Genomic DNA, 17,230 nt, shown 5'->3' on the forward strand with positions numbered 1-17,230 from the left:
GGTATGGCGTGTGGTGACCGGCGAGCGTAGGAGGGCGATGTTATGTTCCCCCTCGCCGGGTGTGGCGGGAGTTGACGGAGGGGTCGGGGAATGTCGAAGAGGTGGATCGCGTCGGTCGCGGCTGTGGCGATCGGTTCGGGCATGATTGCCTATTCCAACCAGAACGCCGCCGTCGCGGAACCCGAGCCGGTATCCAACGGGATCCCCGGCAGCGGACCCTGCGCGAGCGAGGTGTCGAACGAGACGCACTCGCTCATCCCGGACAAGCTCGAGATCCCGATCCCGTACCCGAAGATCACGACGGTGCCCTATCCCGCCCCGGTCACGGACCCCGTCCGCGTCTCGCAGGCGCTGCCCGCCGACACGTGCACCGATCCGTGCCCCGATCTCACCGACGAGACCGACCACGCCCCGGGAAACCTGTCGAGCGAGCTGAACATCCCGGACGTCAGCGTGAAGTTCACACCCTTCCACTTCGGCATTCCCGTCCCGGGCGCCGACATCCAACTGCCCCCGCCGCCGCCCCTCGTCCACCCCGCGACCGAGGAGGCGCCGCGCAGCCCGGCCCCGGCCACCCCGAAGATCGGCGACGTGACCCGCGTGGCGAAGGTGACGGGCGCCGGCTCCGTCAGCCGCACCGACAAGCGCTACCAGGTCAACGGCACCGACCTCGGCATTATGTGGGAGAGCGCCCCCGACCAGGTCGCCGTCGCGTTCGGTGACACCGTCGGCAAGGGATTCCAGCCGCCCGGCGGCCAGGGCGACGACTGGCGCAGCAACGTCCTCGGTTTCAGCTCCGACCGCAACCTGTCCGACGGCATGAGCCTCGACAGCATGGTCCAGGACAGCCGGTGCCACGCGGCGGAACTGCTCGGCAGCCGCAAACTCGACAACATCGAGATCACCACCATCCCCACGTCGGGTTTCGCCGTCGGGAATCGGCAGTACATGAGCTACATGTCGATCCGCACCTGGAACAGCATCCCCGCCACGTGGTGGACGAACTACGGCGGCATCGCCTACTCCGACGACGGCGGATCGACGTGGACCAAGGACCCGTACGCGAAGTGGGACAACATCTTCGGGGTCACCAAGTTCCAGGTCGCGTCGATGGTCCCGGCCGGCGACTTCGTGTACATGTTCGGCACCTCCAACACGAGGCTCGGCGCCATCGGTCTGGCGCGCGTCCCGGCCGCCGACGTACTGAACACGTCGGCGTACCAGTACTGGCAGAACGGCAACTGGACGCCGGTCGGCGGGTACACGGAGGCGACGCCGATCGTGGACGCCCCCGCCGCCGAACTGTCCGTGCGCTACGAGGAAGCCACGGATAAGTGGCAGATGACCTACCTCGACACGTCCAAGGCGGCCATCGTGCTCCGTGAGTCCGACTCGCCGCAGGGCGTCTGGTCCGGCGGGGCGCCGATGGTCAGTGCCGCCGAATACCCGGAACTGTACGGCGGTTTCATCCACCCGTGGTCCAGCGGCGACGAACTGTACTTCACGATGTCGACGTGGTCGGACTACAACGTCTTCCTGATGAAGGCGGATATAGGCGCATAGCGCCCGTGCGTGGTTAAGGAGTCTCTGGACTCGTTAACCACTCACGGGCGGCGGAGCCGCCTACAGCAGGCCGTGCCGGGGCGGGACGGTACCCGACAGCGTCCACCGGCCGATGTGCTGGATCTTCCACCGCGTGGGGTCGTGCAGCGTGTGGGTGCGGGCGTCGCGCCAGTACCGCGACAGGTTGGACGTGTCCGACGCACTGCGGGTGCCGCCCAGTTCGAACAGCACGCTCGACGCCTCCAGGGACGCGCGTGCGGCGGCGACCTTGGCCGCGGCGGCGTCGATCGACGCGACCGCGGCGGTCTGCTCGGTCAGAGTGCGCCGCGCCGCGTCGATGCTGCGTGCACCCTCCCGGAGCAGTGCCGTCGCGGACCGGACGCCGACCGCGGCCTCCCCGGCCAGTTGGATCAGCAGGGGATCGTCGACGGCGTCGGTGACACCCGCCTCGAAATACGGCCTCGCACTGCGGGCGGCGCGCACGCCCTCGTTCAGCGCGGCCGCGGCGATCCCGGCGTCGATGGCGGCGTGCAGGATCTGCGCCTGCGAGCCGTAGGTGGTGGGTGCGTCGAAGATGGGGGAGAACGGCACGATGTGGAACGCGGGCACCCGGACGGCGTCGAGGGTGACGGTTCCGCTGGCGGTGGTCTTCTGCCCCATGCCGTCCCAGTCGTCGACGATCGACAGTCCGGCGGCGGTGCGCGGCAGGTAGGCGACGGCCTTGGCGGGTTTCCCGGCCAACGTCGTCTTCCCGGGAAGCGTGGCCCGCACCGCGATCCAGTCGGCGAACAGCGCGCCCGTGCTGTAGAACTTGCGACCGTCGACGACGACGTCCCCGCCCTGTTCGGTGAGGGTCGTGGCGTCGATGTCGATCGTCTTCGTTCCGCGCTCGCTCTGGGCGTTGGCGAATTGGCGCCCCGCGAGCACCTCGGAGTAGAAGAACTCCTGCTGCGCCGGGGAGCCCTGATGGCGCAGCACCTCGAGGAACGTGTAGTGGCTGTGCGGGATCTGCGCGATGCTCGGATCGCCCTCGGCGAGAAGCCGGAACACTTCGGTGAGGGTTTCGGTCCGCGCGTCGATGCCGCCGTGCTCGCGGGGAACGCCGAGCGAGAGCAGTCCGGACGCGGCGAGCGCCCGCACCTGTTCGTGCGGCAGTTGCCGCCCGGAATCGCGCGCTGCCGCCTCCTCGGCGAAGTGCGCGGCGAGATCGGCGGCGACGGTGAGGGCTTCGGTCTCGTCGCTGATGCGGTGGGCGTTCTGTACGGCGGTCATGGTTCTCCGTGGGTCGGTGGTGCGGACGCACCGAATCCGGCCACCGTCGACGGGCGGCCGGACTCGGGGTTCGGAATCGTTATGTGTACCAGGTGGGTTCGGGAAGTTCGCCGGTCAGCAGGTGGCCGCCCACCTCGCGCCGCTTGTACGCGACGGGATCGTGCAGGGTGTGCGTCCTCACGTTCCGCCAGAAGATGTCGAGGCCCACCCTGTTGGACGTGGCACGCGCACCGGTCAGTTCGAACACCTTGGTGCCGATCTCGAGGGCGACGTCGGCGGCGCGGATCTTGGCGGCGGCGATGCGGACGGCGAGATCCCCGCGCGCCTGTTCAGTGAGGTTCTCCCGCGCGTCGTGCAGCACCGCGTTCGCCTCGCGGTTCACCTGATCGACGAACGCCTCCGCCGCCCACAGCTTCGACTGCAGGTCGCCGTAGCCCTCGCGCAGGTACCACTCGTCGGTCGCCAGTTCCTTGTCGTCGCCGCCGTACGGCCACGGACGGGTCCGGGTCCGGGTGTATTCGGCCGCGGTGTCCAGTGCGCCGCGGGCGATGCCGACGTAGAAGTTGGCGAACACGATCTCGAGCGCGGGGAAATTCAGCGTGTTGTAGACGAGCGGCTGGAACTCCTTGTCCACGAACCCGGCTGCGCCCGACCAGTCCACCTCGACGTCGTTGATCTCGACCGAGCCGGAGTCGGTGAGGCGTTGCCCGAGATTGTCCCAGTCACCGCGGAACACGATGCCGTCCTGCGCCGTCGGCACGATCGCGAACACGTGCGTGGCCGTGCCCTCGATGATGCCCTCGAGCACGGTGAGGTCGGTGGCGCGGCCGCCCGTCGAGAACGACTTCACCCCGTTGTAGACGAGCGTGTCGCCGCGGTCGACGATCGTGAGGTCGGTGTCGCGCGGGTTGACCGCCCCGCCGAACAGGAAGCGGTTGCTGGTGTACAACTCCTCGACGGCCCCGATCTGCGGTTCGGTGCCCACGAGTCGCACGGCCCACGCCCACAGGTAGTGGTAGCCGAGCAGCTGTCCGATGGAGCCGTCGCCGCGCGCGATCTCGCGGACCACCCGGTAGGCGGTCTCCCACGGCTGTCCGGCGCCACCGAATTCGGCGGGCCCGAGCAGGGTGACGAGCCCGCTGTCCTTGAGGAGCCGGACCTCCTCGAACGGTGCGTTGCCGGCGCGGTCGCGTTCGACGGCGTCGCGAGCGAGGATCGCGCTCACCTCACGCGCACGCGCGATCCAGCCGTCGGCGGTGGCCGGGGCGTCCGACCAGATCTTCTCTTCGGTGATGACGGTCATGCCTTGTCTCCCTCTGCGGTCGGTGCGGTGCCGATGGCCCACACGTAGACGGGTTCGGTTCCGTTGATCTCGTAGTCGCCGACCACCTTGGCCTTGAACACCACGGGGTTGTGGCTGGCGACCGTGCGTGCATTCCTCCAGAAGCGGTCGAGGTCCCAGTCGCGGCTCACCCCGGACGCGCCGAGCGCGTCGAAAATCTTGGCGGTGGCGGGGACGACGAGCGCGGTGGCGGAGATCTGGCCCTGCGCCGACGCGATCTCGGCGGCGATGTTGGCGGATTTCTCCTCGTCCGGGCTGCCGGTGAACGCGGCCTCGTACGCCCACTGGGCGGGTTCCGCCGCGTGCAGTGCGATCGCCTCGGCGGCGTGCGCGGCGGCCGACACCTCGCCCACCACCTGCTGGATCTGCGCGTCCTGCGCGTAGGTGGGGGCGTTGCCGTGGCTGAACGTGCGGGTGCGGGCCGTCACCCGGCGGGCGATCGCGTCCGTCGCCGCCCTCGCGATGCCCGCGAGCGTCGCGAGGTGGAACAACTGGTAGAACGCCGTCTGATACTTGAACCGGGTGGAGAAGTCGAAGATGTTCTCCGGCTGGACGATCGCGTTCTCGTACGTCGACGTACCGGAGCCGGTGGTCTGCTGGCCGAAACCGTTCCAGTCGTCGCTGTGTGTGACGGCCGGCTGGCGTGCCTCGACCGCGGCGATCACGAACGCACCGGTGTCGGTGCGCTGCGAGTACAGGTCGATCCAGTCGGCGAAGATCGAACCGGTGCTGTAGTACTTCGTCCCGTTCGCGAAGAAATGGGCCTCACCGGGGACGGGGGACACCTTGGTGTTCGCCTCACCGAGCGGGACGTCGCCGATCTCGGTCCACGCGTTGCCGACCAGCTGACCGTCCGCGAATCTCCGAAGCCACGTGTCCCGCTCGGGACCGTCGGCGGCCACCAGCCGGTCCTCGACGAACGCGAAATGTCCGCGCAGCGCCTGCGTGATGTTGGAATCCGCTGCGGACAGTTCGACGAGCAGCCGGAACAGCTGGGGGATGCTCGCGCCCGACCCGCCGTCGGATCGCGGCACGCGCACCGCCCCGAAACCGGCCTTCTTCAGGGCGTCGATCTGCTCATAGGGGAGGACGTGGTCGCGTTCGCGTTCCACCACACCGTCCGCGATGTCCGCGAAGAGGGGACGGAACCTGGCGGCGAGCGTGTCGTAGTCGGTCTCGCTCGCGATGGGTTGTGCAGCTCTTCTTTCCTGTACGGCTGTCATGCCGTCGAACCTCACACGGTCCCGCGGGCCGGGTGAAGGGTTGGACGCGCGCTGATTGGAAGGGTGGGCGTCGGCCGGGCGGTCGGGTTCCATGCTGGGTATGTCAACCGAACACATCGCTGAGCAGATCAAGTTCGCCTACTGGGTGCCCAACGTCAGTGGCGGGCTGGTCACGTCCGACATCGAACAGCGCACCAGCTGGGACTACGAGTACAACAAGAAACTCGCCCAGACCGCCGAGAACAACGGGTTCGAGTACGCGCTCAGCCAGGTCCGGTACGAGGCCAGCTACGGGGCCGAATTCCAGCACGAGTCGACGAGCTTCAGCCTCGCGCTCCTGCTCGCCACCGAGCGGCTGAAGGTGATCGCCGCGGTCCACCCCGGCCTGTGGCAGCCCGCCGTGCTGGCGAAACTGGGAGCCACGGCCGACCACCTGTCCAACGGCCGGTTCGCGGTCAACGTCGTGAGCGGCTGGTTCAAGGACGAATTCACCCACCTCGGGGAGCCGTGGCTCGAACACGACGAGCGGTACCGGCGCAGCGCCGAATTCCTGCAGGTGCTCCGCAAGATCTGGACCGAGGACGACGTCGATTTCCGCGGCGATTTCTACCGCATCCACGACTTCACCCTGAAGCCGAAACCGCTCAACACCCCCGACCGTCCCAACCCGGAACTGTTCCAGGGCGGCAACTCCGCCGCCGCCCGGCAGAACGCGGGCCGCTACTCCGACTGGTACTTCAGCAACGGCAAGGACTACGACGGCGTCACCGAGCAGATCGACGACGTGCGGCGGGTGGCGCGCGAGCACGACCGGGAGGTGAAGTTCGGGCTCAACGGTTTCATCATCGCCCGCGACACCGAGAAGGAAGCCCGCGACACCCTCCGCGAAATCATCGAGAAGGCCAACAAGCCTGCGGTCGAGGGATTCCGGTCCGCCGTCCAGCAGGCGGGGGCGTCGACCGCCGACAAGTCGGGGATGTGGGCGGACTCCACGTTCGAGGATCTCGTCCAGTACAACGACGGATTCCGCACGCAGCTGATCGGGACGCCGGAGCAGGTCGCCGAGCGCATCGTCGAATACCGCCGTCGCGGAGTCGACCTCATCCTGGGCGGATTCCTGCACTTCCAGGAGGAGATCGAATACTTCGGCGCCAACGTCCTGCCGCTGGTCCGCGAACTCGAGGCTTCCGAGAGGCTCGCACCCGTGAGTGGTTAAGGAGTCCAGGGACTCGCTAACCACGCACGGGCGGCGGAGCCGCCTACCGGGCCAGCGCGCGACCTGCGGCCCGGCCGGAGAAGATGCAGCCGCCGAGGAACGTGCCCTCGAGCGCGCTGTACCCGTGGACGCCGCCGCCACCGAATCCGGCGACCTCACCGGCGGCGTAGAGACCCTCGAACGGGGTGCCGTCGGGCCGGATCACCTGCGAGTCCAGGTTGGTCTCGAGGCCGCCGAGGGTCTTGCGGGTGAGCAGGTGCAGCCGGACCGCGATCAGGGGACCGTTCTTGGGGTCGAGCAACTCGTGCGGGCTCACGACGCGGGTGATCTTGTCGGCCAGCAGGTTCCGGGCGTTGCGGATCGCCATCACCTGGAAGTCCTTGGTGTAGGCGTTCTTCACCTCCCGATCGCGGGCCACGATCTCGCGCTCGAGGTCCTCGTACTTCAGCGGTGCGTCGGGGGTGAGGGCGTTCATGCCGTCGACGAGGTCGCGGAGGTTGTCGCGGACGACGAAGTCGGCGCCGTGCTGCTTGAACGCCTCGACGGGACCGGGGGCGCCCTTCTTGAGTCGTTCGGCGAGCAGTCTGAAATCGCGGCCGGTGATGTCGGGGTTCTGCTCGGACCCCGACAGCGCGAACTCCTTCTCGATGATCTTCTGGTCGAGGACGAACCACGTGTGGTGGTGGCCGCTGTTCACGATGTGCTCGAGGGTGCCCATGGTGTCGAAACCGGGGAAGTTGGGGCTGGGCAGGCGGGTGCCGTTGCCGTCGAACCACATCGACGACGGGCCGGGAATGATACGGATGCCGTGGTTGGGCCAGATCGGGTCCCAGTTCTGGATGCCCTCGGTGTAGTGCCACATGCGGTCACGGTTGACGATGTTGCCGCCGGCGTTCTCGGTGATTTCGAGCATGCGGCCGTCGACGTGCGCGGGGACGCCGGCGAGCATGTTCTCGGGGGCCTTGCCGAGTCGTGCGGGCCAATTCTTCTTGACCAGTTCGGGGTTGCCGCCGATGCCGCCGGACGTGACGACCACGGCCTGCGCGGAGAATTCGAACTCCCCGACCGCGGTTCGTGAACTCTTCACACCGCGCGCCTCGGTGGACGGTTCGAGGACAGTGCCACGCACACCGGTGGCGGCGCCGTTGGTGACGACGATCTCGTCGACCTGGTGGCGATGCTTGAACGTGACGAGTCCCCGCTTCGACGCGGCGACGACACGGGTGAGGAAGACCTCGACGACGCCCGGGCCGGTGCCCCACGTGATGTGGAAGCGGGGAACGGAATTGCCCTGTCCGAGAGCGGATCCGCGGCCGCGTTCGGCCCACCCGACGTTCGGCATCAACCGCAGTCCGAGGTCGTGGAGGTACTGCCGCTTCTCGCCGGCCGCGAATTCGACGTACGCCTGCGCCCACAACCGCGGCCACTGGTCTTCGCGCTCGCGGTCGAAGGCGGCGGTGCCCATCCAGTCCTGGATCGCCAGTTCGTACGAGTCCTTGATGCCGAGGCGCCGCTGTTCGGGGCTGTCGACGAGGAACAGTCCGCCGAGCGACCAGAAGGCCTGGCCGCCCAGATTCGCCGAACTCTCCTGGTCGACGACGAGGACCTTCCGGCCTGCCTTGACCATCTCGTAGGTGGCGACGAGCCCGGCCAGTCCGGCGCCGACGACGATCACATCAGCCTGTTCGGTCACGAGGACCCCTCTTTCCGGTGTGTGTGGGTGTGGGTGGTGTCGGTTCGGTGTAGGCGGCCACGACGCGGGTGAACAGTTCGACGCGCAGTTCCCGGGCGGCCGCGTTCTCGTCTTCGATGAGGCACTGGACGCTGGTGCCGTCGTGCAGGGCCACGAGCGCGCGGCCGAGCACCCGGGGATCGCCGTCGATGCGGCGCCCGAGTCGGTGCAGGGCTGTCTCGAGGATCGGCACGATGGTGTCGAGAATGGTGTGCTCGCGGGCTGCGAGGGCTTTCTTCAGTGACGGGTTGCGCAGGGCGTGGGCGGTGAATTCCGCGTTGATCCGGTACCACTGGTCGTCGACGGGGACGACGTCGAGCACCAGTGCGGTGCCGGAGCGCAGCTTTTCGGCGGGCGAGAGCCCGGAGAGGTCGATGCTCGACGAGTCGGCGGCCTGCCGGATGTGCGCGAGCATCGCGCTGGAGCGCTGTTCCCACATGGCGAAGAACATTTCGTCCAGCGACGCGAAGTTGGAGTAGAAGGCGCCGCGCGTGTACCCGCCGCGTTCGCAGATCTGCTCGACCGTCGACCGTCCGAAGCCGTTTTCGGCGAACACCTCGACGGCGGCGTCGAGCAGTCGCTGCCGGGTCTGGCCGCGCCGTTTCGTCACCCTTCGGGGTGTGTCGGTGGCAGGCTCGGAGGAGCGGGCCGGTGACGTCGGCATGGCCTCTCCTCCGATCGGGTCGACAGCAACCGTCGATACACTAGCGTATCGGATACACCGGTGTATCGAACTCGGTCAGCGCAGCCCGCTCGGCGAGGTCGGCGGTCTCAGAGGTAGAGGCGCCTCAGAGGTAGAGGTCCTGCTTCCGGATCAGGGCGGTCGCCACGACGCTGACGACCGAGGTGGCGACGAGGTACCCGCAGGCCAGCCAGGGGGTACCGCCCGCCGCGGCGATCAGGGCGGTGAGGATCATCGGCGTGATGCCGGAGGCGTAGATCCCGGAGAACTGGTACACGACGGACAGTCCGGTGTAGCGAATCTCGGTGGGGTAGAGGCTCGCGTACAGCGTGCCCTGCGCACCGTAGAAGAGGGCGTGGACGACGCCGAACACGAGCACCATCGCCACGCCGAACAGGACCAGATTCTCCGTCCCGAACAGGGCGAACGCAGGAAAGACCGCGAGTCCGTAGGCCCCGATCCCGATGAGGTAGATCCGCTTGGCGCCATACCGGTCGACGAGCAGTCCGGAGAACGGCAGGAGCACCGCCATGACCGTCGCGGCGACGGTGACGACGAGGAGGACCGGGATCTTGGCGAACTCCAGATTCTTGGTGGCATATGTGATCGCGAAGACGCCCCACGTGTTGAACGCGGCGCCTTCACCCCACCGGGAGAGCAGGCCGAGGATGCTGCCGCGGCGGACCCGGCCGCGGAACACGTCCTTCAGCGGAGCGGAGGAGCGCTTCTCGAGGTCGTGCACCTCCTGGAACGCCGGAGTCTCCTCGACCTTCAGCCGGACCACGAATCCGACGAACACGAGAATCAGGCTGAGCAGGAACGCGATTCGCCAGCCGTACGTCAGGAACTGGGCGTCGTCGAAGATCGTCTGCAACGCGGCGAAGACGCCGGTGCCCAGCGCGAGTCCCAGTGCCAGACCGATCTGAGGGATGCTGCCGAAGATGCCGCGTCTCTTCGCGGGACTGTGTTCGACGGCGAGGAGCACGGCGCCCGCCCATTCACCGCCCAGCGCGAATCCCTGCAGGACGCGGAGCAGGAGGAGCAGCACCGGCGCGATCACCCCGACCTGCGCGGCGGTCGGCAGCACACCCATCAGGGCGGTGGCGATGCCCATGATGAACATGGTGAGCGCGAGCGTCTTCTTCCGTCCGATGCGGTCGCCGATGTGGCCGAAGACGACTCCGCCGATCGGCCGGACCACGAAACCGACCGCGAACGTGGCGAACGCCAGCATGGTGCCGACGAACGAACTCTGATCAGGGAAGAACAGCTGGTTGAACACCAGGCTGGCGGCTGTGGCGTAGAGAAAGAAGTCGTACCACTCGACTGTCGTACCCAGCAGGCTGGCGGCGACGACGGTGCGGAGCCGCTTGCGCCGCTCGAGGTCGGATTCCGGTGTGGACGTGTACGGGGCGTCGGACAGCGTAGTCATAACGGGGGGCGACGCTAACGCCGTTCGGGCCGGCGCCGCACCCCTCCGAATCACGGTGATCGAAACCCTCGCGCCCCGGCGCCGCTGTTGATGAACTGGCCTGCCCTGCCCATCTGTCGTCGACAAGAGGATCGCGCGTGTCTCTTCATTTCCACTGGTTCCTTCCCACCTACGGTGATTCCCGCAACCTGATGGCAGGTGGTCACGGGAGTTCCATGGCGGGGGACCGGCCGGCGACGCTGCGGTACCTCAACCAGATCGGCGCGGCGGCGGAGTCGAGCGGGTTCGAATCGGTGCTGACGCCCACCGGCGCGTGGTGCGAGGACGCCTGGCTCACCACGGCCATGATGCTGGAGACCACCGAGACGCTGAAGTTCCTGGTCGCGCTGCGGCCGGGCCTGCTCAGCCCCACGCTGGCCGCGCAGATGGCGGCGACGTTCCAGTGGCAGTCGCAGGGACGGCTCCTGCTGAACGTCGTGACCGGCGGTGAGGACCACGAACAGCGCACCTACGGCGACTACCTCGACAAGACCCAGCGCTACGCGCGCTGCGGCGAGTTCCTCGACGTCATCCGGAAGCTGTGGGCGGGAACGGGACCGGTCGACTACGAGGGCGAGTACATCCGGGTGGAGAACGCCCAGTTGCAGCGCATCCCGGACCCGGTGCCGCCAATCTTCTTCGGCGGGTCGTCGCCGGCGGCGGGCACCGTGGCGTCCCAGTTCGCTGACACCTACCTCACCTGGGGTGAACCGCCCAGTGCCGTCGCCGGGAAGATCGCCTGGATCCGCGACCTCGCCGACGTCCAGGGCCGTACCCTCGACTACGGCATCCGGCTGCACGTGATCAGCCGCGACACGTCCGAGGAGGCGTGGGCCGAGGCCGACCGCCTGCTGTCCGCCCTCGACCCGGCGACGGTCGAGCAGGCGCAGCAGAGCCTGGCCCGCTCGGGTTCCGAGGGGCAGCGGCGGATGCGCGAACTGCACGGTGGTGGAAGCGTGTATTCGAAGGATGCTGGGGCGCGCGCCCTCGAGGTGGCCCCCAACCTGTGGTCCGGGGTCGGACTGGTCCGCGGCGGCGCGGGCACCGCGCTGGTCGGCTCCCACGAGGAGGTCGCCGACCGCATCGCCGAGTACGCGGCGCTCGGACTCGACCACTTCGTCCTGTCCGGCTACCCGCACCTGGAGGAGGCGTACAACTTCGGCGAAGGCGTCCGCCCGATCCTCGAACGCCGCGGGCTCGTGCAGTCCCGCACCCACCGGCCCGGGGATCTGTCGGGGTCGACGGCGTTCCTGTCCTCGAGTCGGTAGCCGCTGCCAGACTGGGGGCATGGCGACGGTCGGGCGGGTCCCCGAGGAACTACTCCCGCACCTGCGCCGTGCCCGCGACCTCGCCGACCGTGACTACGCCTCGCCGCTGGATCTGCCGGAACTGGCGGCGACGGCGGGGGTGTCGAAGTACCACTTCCTCCGGTGTTTCGCGGCGGTCTACGGCCGGACGCCGGGTGTGTATCTCGCGGAGCGCCGCGTCGAGCGCGCCCAGGACCTGCTGCGGGCGACGAACCTGACGGTCACCGAGATCTGCCACCTCGTCGGGTACACCAGCCTCGGGTCGTTCAGTGCCAAGTTCCGTCAGCTGGTCGGCACGTCACCGTCGGTGTACCAGGCGAAGTTCGCCGAGCACGGGGCGCCGCGCATCCCCGGGTGCTACGTGTTCATGCACGGGCTGAGCGACCGCCGGTGAACGCCGCAATTTCGGAGAAGCGCAGTCGGCCGCGCCGGACATAGGTTGGTCGCATGATCACCAACGTTTCTCTTGTCACCCTGTGGGTCACCGACCAGGACGACGCGAAGAAGTTCTACATCGACACACTGGGTTTCGCCCCGGGCACCGACGTCACGATGGGCGACGGATTCCGGTGGGTGACGATCCTGCACCCCGACCACCCGGAGCTCGAGGTCACGCTGATGCGGCCGGGGCCGCCGCTCGACGCCGACATGGCGGAGTCGGTCCGCCGGTCGCTCGCGAGCGGGACGATGGGCGGATTCGGGCTCACCACCACCGACTGTCACGCGACGTACAAGGATCTGGTCGCCAAGGGTGTCGAGTTCACGCAGCCGCCGGCCGAACGGCCCTACGGCATCGAGGCGGTGATGCGGGACAACTCCGGCAACTGGCTGGTGCTGGTGGAGAAGCGGGAGTACACGGGGGAAGATTTCGCGCACTGACCAACCCCACCACCAAGCTTCAGCGCGCCCGGTGACGTCGTACGGCGTCCCGGTTCGCGCACGTGGGTGAGCAGTACCGCTGACGGCCGTTGCGCGAGGTGTCGGCGTAGATGGCGGTGCATTCTTCGAGCGCGCAGCGGCCGAGGCGGTGCATGCCGCGGCCGACGAGGTGCAGTGCGGTGCCGACGGAGAACAGTGCCTCGAGGACACCGGCCAGGGACTGCTGGTCGTCGCGGTAGTGGAGGTGCCAGCCGTCGCCGGCGTGGTTGGTCAGTCGCGGGTAGGCCGACGCCTTCGTCAGCAGGAGGTTGACCTGTTCGGCCCGGTCTTCGTCGCTCGTGGCGTCGGCGATGGCCGACCACCGGTCGAGCATGGCGAGCACGTCGGCGAGGTCGTCGTCGGTGACGGGGAAGTCGACGACGATGCCGGCGTCGACGCATCGGTCGACGAGTTCGCCGGTCGAGTCGGGCGGGTGATTCGCGAGGTCGGCGGCGAGCGTGACCGCATACTCCCCGTAAGGGTTGAGATGCACAATGCCATTACATCACGCTGGGTGCATGAGCGAACATCACGAACACGACTGGCAGGAAGTATCCCGGCATCGCACGAGCACGGGCGTGGTCACCTACCTCGGCTGTGGGTGCGGTCGGTGGCAGTTGTCGCTGGTCGAGGCGTCGCTAGGGGAATCTAGCCGTATCTACGTTCGATCGCAGATCTGAATAGATTTGTATACGGACCGCCGGTTTCCGGGTCGAGGGTCTGGCATTTTCGGGACGAGACGCACATAATCACCACGTGAGCCAAGTTACTGTTACTCCGAGTTCACTCATTCTTGCCCAGTCGGGCGGGGAGGGTGGCGGTGCGGCATTCGACCAGATCATCGGAATCACGGTGGCGACGGCGATCATCACCGTGGGTCTGCTGTGGATCGCGTACCTGCATCGCACACGCAAGATCGCGTGGCTGCAGACGATCGCCGACGCGGCGTCGCGTGCGCTCGACCGGCCCCCGTGGGTGGCCCTGGCCCTGGTGACGTTCGTCGGGACCATCCTGACGGCGTTCTTCGGTTTCATCTGGGACGTCAGCCTGCACATCGGGCGAGGCCGCGACAACGGGCCGCTCGCGAACCCCGCGCACTACTTCATCCTCGTCGGACTGTTCCTGCTGTTCATCACCGGAATGCTGGCGATGATCCTGCCGCGCGACGAGAAACCCGGCCGTGCGGCGATCAAGATCACCCGCACCTGGTACGTCCCGGTCGGCGGCGTCCTCGTGGCGGGAGCGGGTCTGTACGCCCTCATCGGGTTCCCGCTCGACGACGTCTGGCACCGCATCTTCGGTCAGGACGTCACGCTGTGGGGGCCGACGCACCTGATGCTGATCGGCGGTGCGGGACTGTCGCTGATCGGCGTCCTGCTCCTGGACTACGAGGGCCGGATGGCGACCCCCGGGGAGGTGAAGCCGGACAGCAGGCTCATCTGGTTCCTGCGGTGCGGCATGTTCGGCGGCCTGCTCATCGGCCTGTCCGTCTTCCAGATCGAATACGACTTCGGCGTCGAACAGTTCCGACTCGTCCTGCAACCGATGATGATCGCCGGAGCCGCCGCGTTCACCCTGGTGGCGGCCCGAATCGTCCTCGGACCGTTCGCGGCGATCGTGGCCGTGGCGGTGGCAGGCGTCGTCCGCGCGATCACGGCTCTGGTGGTCGGACCGGTTCTCGGTGCCCCCACCAACGTGTTCGAACTGTGCCTCGGCGCCGCGGTGGTGATCGAATTGCTCGCTCTGACACCGCTGATCAAGAATCGGGTGGCGTTCGGTGCTGTCGGCGGACTCCTCGTCGCGACGGTCGGGCTGTGGCTCGAGTCGCTGTGGATCGACGCCGTCTACATCTACCCCTGGCCCACCAGCATGTGGCCGGAGGCGCTGGCGATGGCCGTGCCCGTCGGCATCGCGGCCGGAGCCTGCGGCGCGCTGCTCGCGCGGGTGCTCCGATCCGAAGGGCTTCCGCGCCCCGCGATCAGCCGCACCATCGTCGTCGCCACCGTCGTGGTGATCGCCGGTGCCACGGCCAACGGCCTGGTCACCACGATCCCGGACAACGCCACGGCGACGATCGCTCTCACGGAGGCCGCCCCGGACGGCGGCCGCATGGTCGACGCGGAGGTGCGCATCGATCCACCCGATCTCGCGAGCGACGATCCGGCGTGGGTGTCCATCCTGTCCTGGCAGGGCGGCCCCGGACTGGGCAACGGTTTCACGGTCGACCGGCTCGAACGCACCGGTCCCGGCACCTACCGGACGCATGAACCGGTCCCGGTCCACGGAACGTGGAAGACGTTGCTGCGCGTGCAGGACGGGCGCACCATGACGGCCGTCCCGATCTACCTGCCCAGCGACCCGGGCATCGGCGCGGACGAACTGCCCGCCGTCGCGTCCTCGACCCGCGACTTCGTCCCGGAGATCACCATCCTGCAGCGGGAGCGGAACTTCGACCACCCGTCCTGGCTGTTCGGCGCCGCATCACTGGTGGTGCTCGTGTGCACCCTGGCGCTGATCACCGCCCTGGCGTGGGGAGCGGGCCGGATCAGCAAGGACACGCAGGGGCAGGCGGCCACCGGCACCCGCGAGGACGTGAGGGTGACATGAACCCGGTGCACGATCCGGACGTCGTCTACCTCGCCGATCATTCGGTGCTGCTGGCGATTCCGGCGTTCGTCCCCGCGTTCCTGGTCGCCGGGCTGGTCATCTACCTCGCGGTCCGGGACCGCAAGGCGGAAGCCGCCGAGAATGCCGAGAACGCGAAGCACGGCCCGAGTGAAAACGAAGAGGAGAACTAGGTGATCAGGCGGTTGGCCGGACTTGTCGTGATACCCGCTGTCGTCGTCGCTCTGGTGTCGGGCTGCGGAGGTGACGACGACACCCCGGCGACGGAGGACGGTGTCGTGATCGACGTCGTAATCGAGAACGGCACGGTCACACCGGACAACGAACGCATCGAGGCCACGGTGGGGGAGACCGTCACGGTGCGGATCGACAGCGACGCCGACGACGAGTTGCACGTGCACGCCGTTCCGGAGCATTCGTTCGAGATTCACCCGGGAACGCAGGAAACCCAGTTCTCCGTTGATGTTCCGGGCCAGGTGGCCGTGGAATTGCACGAGACGGGTAAGACGGTGGCCACCCTGCTCGTGCGTCCATGACCGCTGTTCTCGCGCACGGTCTCGGCGGATCCACCGACCTTCCCATCCCGTTCACGTATGCGCTGGTCGGGGCGAGTTGGGCGCTCACCGTCTCCTTCGTGGTGCTGGCGTTCGCGTGGCGCACCCCGAAGCTGGATCCGGACAGCCCGGGGCGCAGGCTGCCCGGCTGGGTGACCCGGTTCGCCGACGCTCCGGTCACGCGGACCGTGCTGGCCGCAGTCGGTCTGGTGTTCGCGGTGTGGGTGGCCCTCGCCGCCTTCCTCGGACCCGCGGAATCGTCGGAGAACGCCCTGCCGGGCGTGTTCTACGTGCTGCTCTGGGTGGGGCTGGTCGCGGCGTCGCTGGCGTTCGGGCCGGTCTGGCGGGTGCTGTCCCCGGTCCGCACCGTGCACCGGTCGGTGTGCGCGGCGATCGGCCACTCGCCGGCGGAAAACGATGCGCGGTACCGCAACTCGTGGGGTTACTGGCCCGCGGTCGCGGGACTGTTCGCCTTCGTCTGGCTGGAACTGGCCTCCGGCGACCCGGGTTCGGTGGCCGCGGTGCGGACGTGGCTGCTCGTGTATGTCGTGGTCACGACGGCCGGGGCGTTTCTGTGCGGCGAGCGCTGGTGCGAGCGGGGCGACCCGTTCGAGGTGTACAGCACGCTGGCGTCGCGGCTGTCTCCGCTGAGCCGCGACCGTTCGAGCGGACGGATCGTCCTGCGCAACCCGCTGGACCATCTGGGGTCGATGCCCGTCCGCGCCGGCTCGGTCGCGTTGATGGCAACCCTGCTGGGGTCCACGGCCTTCGACAGTTTCTCGGCGTTCCCCTGGTGGTCTCGTCTGGTGGACGGGATCGGTTCCCCGATCGGCGCCACCCTCGCGCGCACGGCCGGGCTCCTGGTCTTCGTCGGCTTCGTCGGGGTGTCGTTCTGGGTGGCCTCGCGGGCCACCGGGGGACTGCGGCCCGAGCAGCGCGCCGCTCTCCCGGGGCAGTTGTCGCATTCGCTGATCCCGATCATCATCGGCTACGTCTTCGCGCATTATCTGACGTATCTGGTGGAGAAGGGGCAGGCGACGGTCATCCTGCTGGCCGACCCGTTGGGGCGGGGATGGAACCCGCTGGGGCTCGGCGACGCCGAGGTCTGGTACGTGCTGTCCGAGCATCCGGCCGCCTCGGCGTCGATCAAGGTGCTGTTCGTCCTCGCCGGACACGTGCTGGGAGTGATTGCCGCACACGACAAATCTGTGCGGCTCCTGCCGCGGGGCCATCAGCTGACCGGGCAGCTGGCACTGCTGCTCACCATGGTCACCTACACGTTCGGTGGGCTGTACCTGCTGTTCGGTGGCTGACGGCCCCGTGTG

General features: G+C 68.1%; 15 protein-coding genes and 1 pseudogene. 9 read left to right on the forward strand and 7 right to left on the reverse strand.

Translation table 11 applies throughout. The annotated features are described in order from the left end of the window. Nucleotides 1-90: 90 nt before the first annotated feature. Complete coding sequence (locus JWS13_RS33130; RefSeq protein WP_206009626.1) at nt 91-1,563, forward strand: DUF4185 domain-containing protein; 1,473 nt, start codon at nt 91-93, stop codon at nt 1,561-1,563. 60 nt (nt 1,564-1,623) lie between these two features. Here the strand turns inward: JWS13_RS33130 and JWS13_RS33135 are convergent, their stop codons facing one another. From JWS13_RS33135 to JWS13_RS33145, 3 genes are all read right to left on the reverse strand, one after another. Further along, a complete protein-coding gene (locus JWS13_RS33135; protein ID WP_206009627.1) occupies nt 1,624-2,835 on the reverse strand; it encodes an SfnB family sulfur acquisition oxidoreductase in 1,212 nt (403 codons plus the stop codon). Between the two features lie 79 nt (nt 2,836-2,914). Further along, nucleotides 2,915-4,138: an acyl-CoA dehydrogenase family protein gene (locus JWS13_RS33140; protein WP_206009634.1), complete on the reverse strand. Its 1,224-nt coding sequence runs from the start codon at nt 4,136-4,138 to the stop codon at nt 2,915-2,917. Further along, a complete protein-coding gene (locus JWS13_RS33145; RefSeq protein ID WP_206009636.1) occupies nt 4,135-5,400 on the reverse strand; it encodes an acyl-CoA dehydrogenase family protein in 1,266 nt (421 codons plus the stop codon). The genes JWS13_RS33140 and JWS13_RS33145 overlap by 4 nt, the downstream gene beginning before the upstream one ends. 100 nt (nt 5,401-5,500) lie before the next feature. On the opposite strand from JWS13_RS33145, the gene sfnG reads away from it, so the two are divergent. Further along, nucleotides 5,501-6,616 carry a dimethylsulfone monooxygenase SfnG gene (sfnG, locus tag JWS13_RS33150; RefSeq protein ID WP_206009640.1) on the forward strand — a complete coding sequence of 372 codons (1,116 nt, stop codon included), beginning with the start codon at nt 5,501-5,503 and terminating at the stop codon, nt 6,614-6,616. Between the two features lie 43 nt (nt 6,617-6,659). On the opposite strand, the gene JWS13_RS33155 is transcribed toward sfnG, so the two are convergent. From JWS13_RS33155 to JWS13_RS33165, 3 genes are all read right to left on the reverse strand, one after another. After that, on the reverse strand, nt 6,660-8,309 hold the full coding sequence (locus JWS13_RS33155; RefSeq protein ID WP_206009641.1) for an FAD-binding dehydrogenase: 1,650 nt from the start codon (nt 8,307-8,309) through the stop codon (nt 6,660-6,662). Continuing rightward, nucleotides 8,293-9,012 (reverse strand): TetR/AcrR family transcriptional regulator, encoded by a 720-nt coding sequence (locus JWS13_RS33160; RefSeq protein ID WP_206009643.1) that lies wholly within the window; start codon nt 9,010-9,012, stop codon nt 8,293-8,295. Before JWS13_RS33160 ends, JWS13_RS33155 begins: the two co-directional genes overlap by 17 nt. Nucleotides 9,013-9,136: 124 nt before the next feature. Further along, on the reverse strand, nt 9,137-10,462 hold the full coding sequence (locus tag JWS13_RS33165) for an MFS transporter (RefSeq protein ID WP_206009651.1): 1,326 nt from the start codon (nt 10,460-10,462) through the stop codon (nt 9,137-9,139). A 137-nt stretch (nt 10,463-10,599) separates the two neighbouring features. On the opposite strand from JWS13_RS33165, the gene JWS13_RS33170 reads away from it, so the two are divergent. From JWS13_RS33170 to JWS13_RS33180, 3 genes and pseudogenes are all read left to right on the forward strand, one after another. Then, nucleotides 10,600-11,769 carry an LLM class flavin-dependent oxidoreductase gene (locus JWS13_RS33170; RefSeq protein WP_206009652.1) on the forward strand — a complete coding sequence of 390 codons (1,170 nt, stop codon included), beginning with the start codon at nt 10,600-10,602 and terminating at the stop codon, nt 11,767-11,769. A 19-nt stretch (nt 11,770-11,788) separates the two neighbouring features. Beyond that, a pseudogene (locus JWS13_RS33175) lies at nt 11,789-12,246 on the forward strand (helix-turn-helix transcriptional regulator). A gap of 9 nt (nt 12,247-12,255) precedes the next feature. Further along, nucleotides 12,256-12,687, forward strand: coding sequence for a VOC family protein (locus JWS13_RS33180; RefSeq protein WP_206009655.1), 432 nt, complete (start codon nt 12,256-12,258; stop codon nt 12,685-12,687). Nucleotides 12,688-12,706: 19 nt separating this feature from the next. On the opposite strand, the gene JWS13_RS33185 is transcribed toward JWS13_RS33180, so the two are convergent. Beyond that, nucleotides 12,707-13,219 carry a CGNR zinc finger domain-containing protein gene (locus tag JWS13_RS33185; RefSeq protein ID WP_206009657.1) on the reverse strand — a complete coding sequence of 171 codons (513 nt, stop codon included), beginning with the start codon at nt 13,217-13,219 and terminating at the stop codon, nt 12,707-12,709. Nucleotides 13,220-13,482: 263 nt separating this feature from the next. On the opposite strand from JWS13_RS33185, the gene JWS13_RS33190 reads away from it, so the two are divergent. Genes JWS13_RS33190 through JWS13_RS33205 form a run of 4 tightly spaced genes read left to right on the forward strand, consistent with a single transcriptional unit; the run spans nt 13,483 to nt 17,218 of the window. Then, entirely contained in the window at nt 13,483-15,333 is a 1,851-nt protein-coding gene (locus JWS13_RS33190; protein WP_206009659.1) for a hypothetical protein, read from the forward strand. Next, nucleotides 15,330-15,524 carry a hypothetical protein gene (locus tag JWS13_RS33195; protein WP_206009660.1) on the forward strand — a complete coding sequence of 65 codons (195 nt, stop codon included), beginning with the start codon at nt 15,330-15,332 and terminating at the stop codon, nt 15,522-15,524. The genes JWS13_RS33190 and JWS13_RS33195 overlap by 4 nt, the downstream gene beginning before the upstream one ends. Then, the gene (locus tag JWS13_RS33200; RefSeq protein WP_206009662.1) at nt 15,525-15,887 is read left to right on the forward strand and encodes a cupredoxin domain-containing protein; all 363 of its coding nucleotides are present in this window, start codon (nt 15,525-15,527) and stop codon (nt 15,885-15,887) included. Further along, entirely contained in the window at nt 15,884-17,218 is a 1,335-nt protein-coding gene (locus JWS13_RS33205) for a hypothetical protein (protein ID WP_206009663.1), read from the forward strand. The genes JWS13_RS33200 and JWS13_RS33205 overlap by 4 nt, the downstream gene beginning before the upstream one ends. Nucleotides 17,219-17,230: the final 12 nt, after the last annotated feature.

Origin of the sequence: Rhodococcus pseudokoreensis (genome assembly GCF_017068395.1) — a bacterium.
Lineage (GTDB): Bacteria > Actinomycetota > Actinomycetes > Mycobacteriales > Mycobacteriaceae > Rhodococcus_F > Rhodococcus_F pseudokoreensis.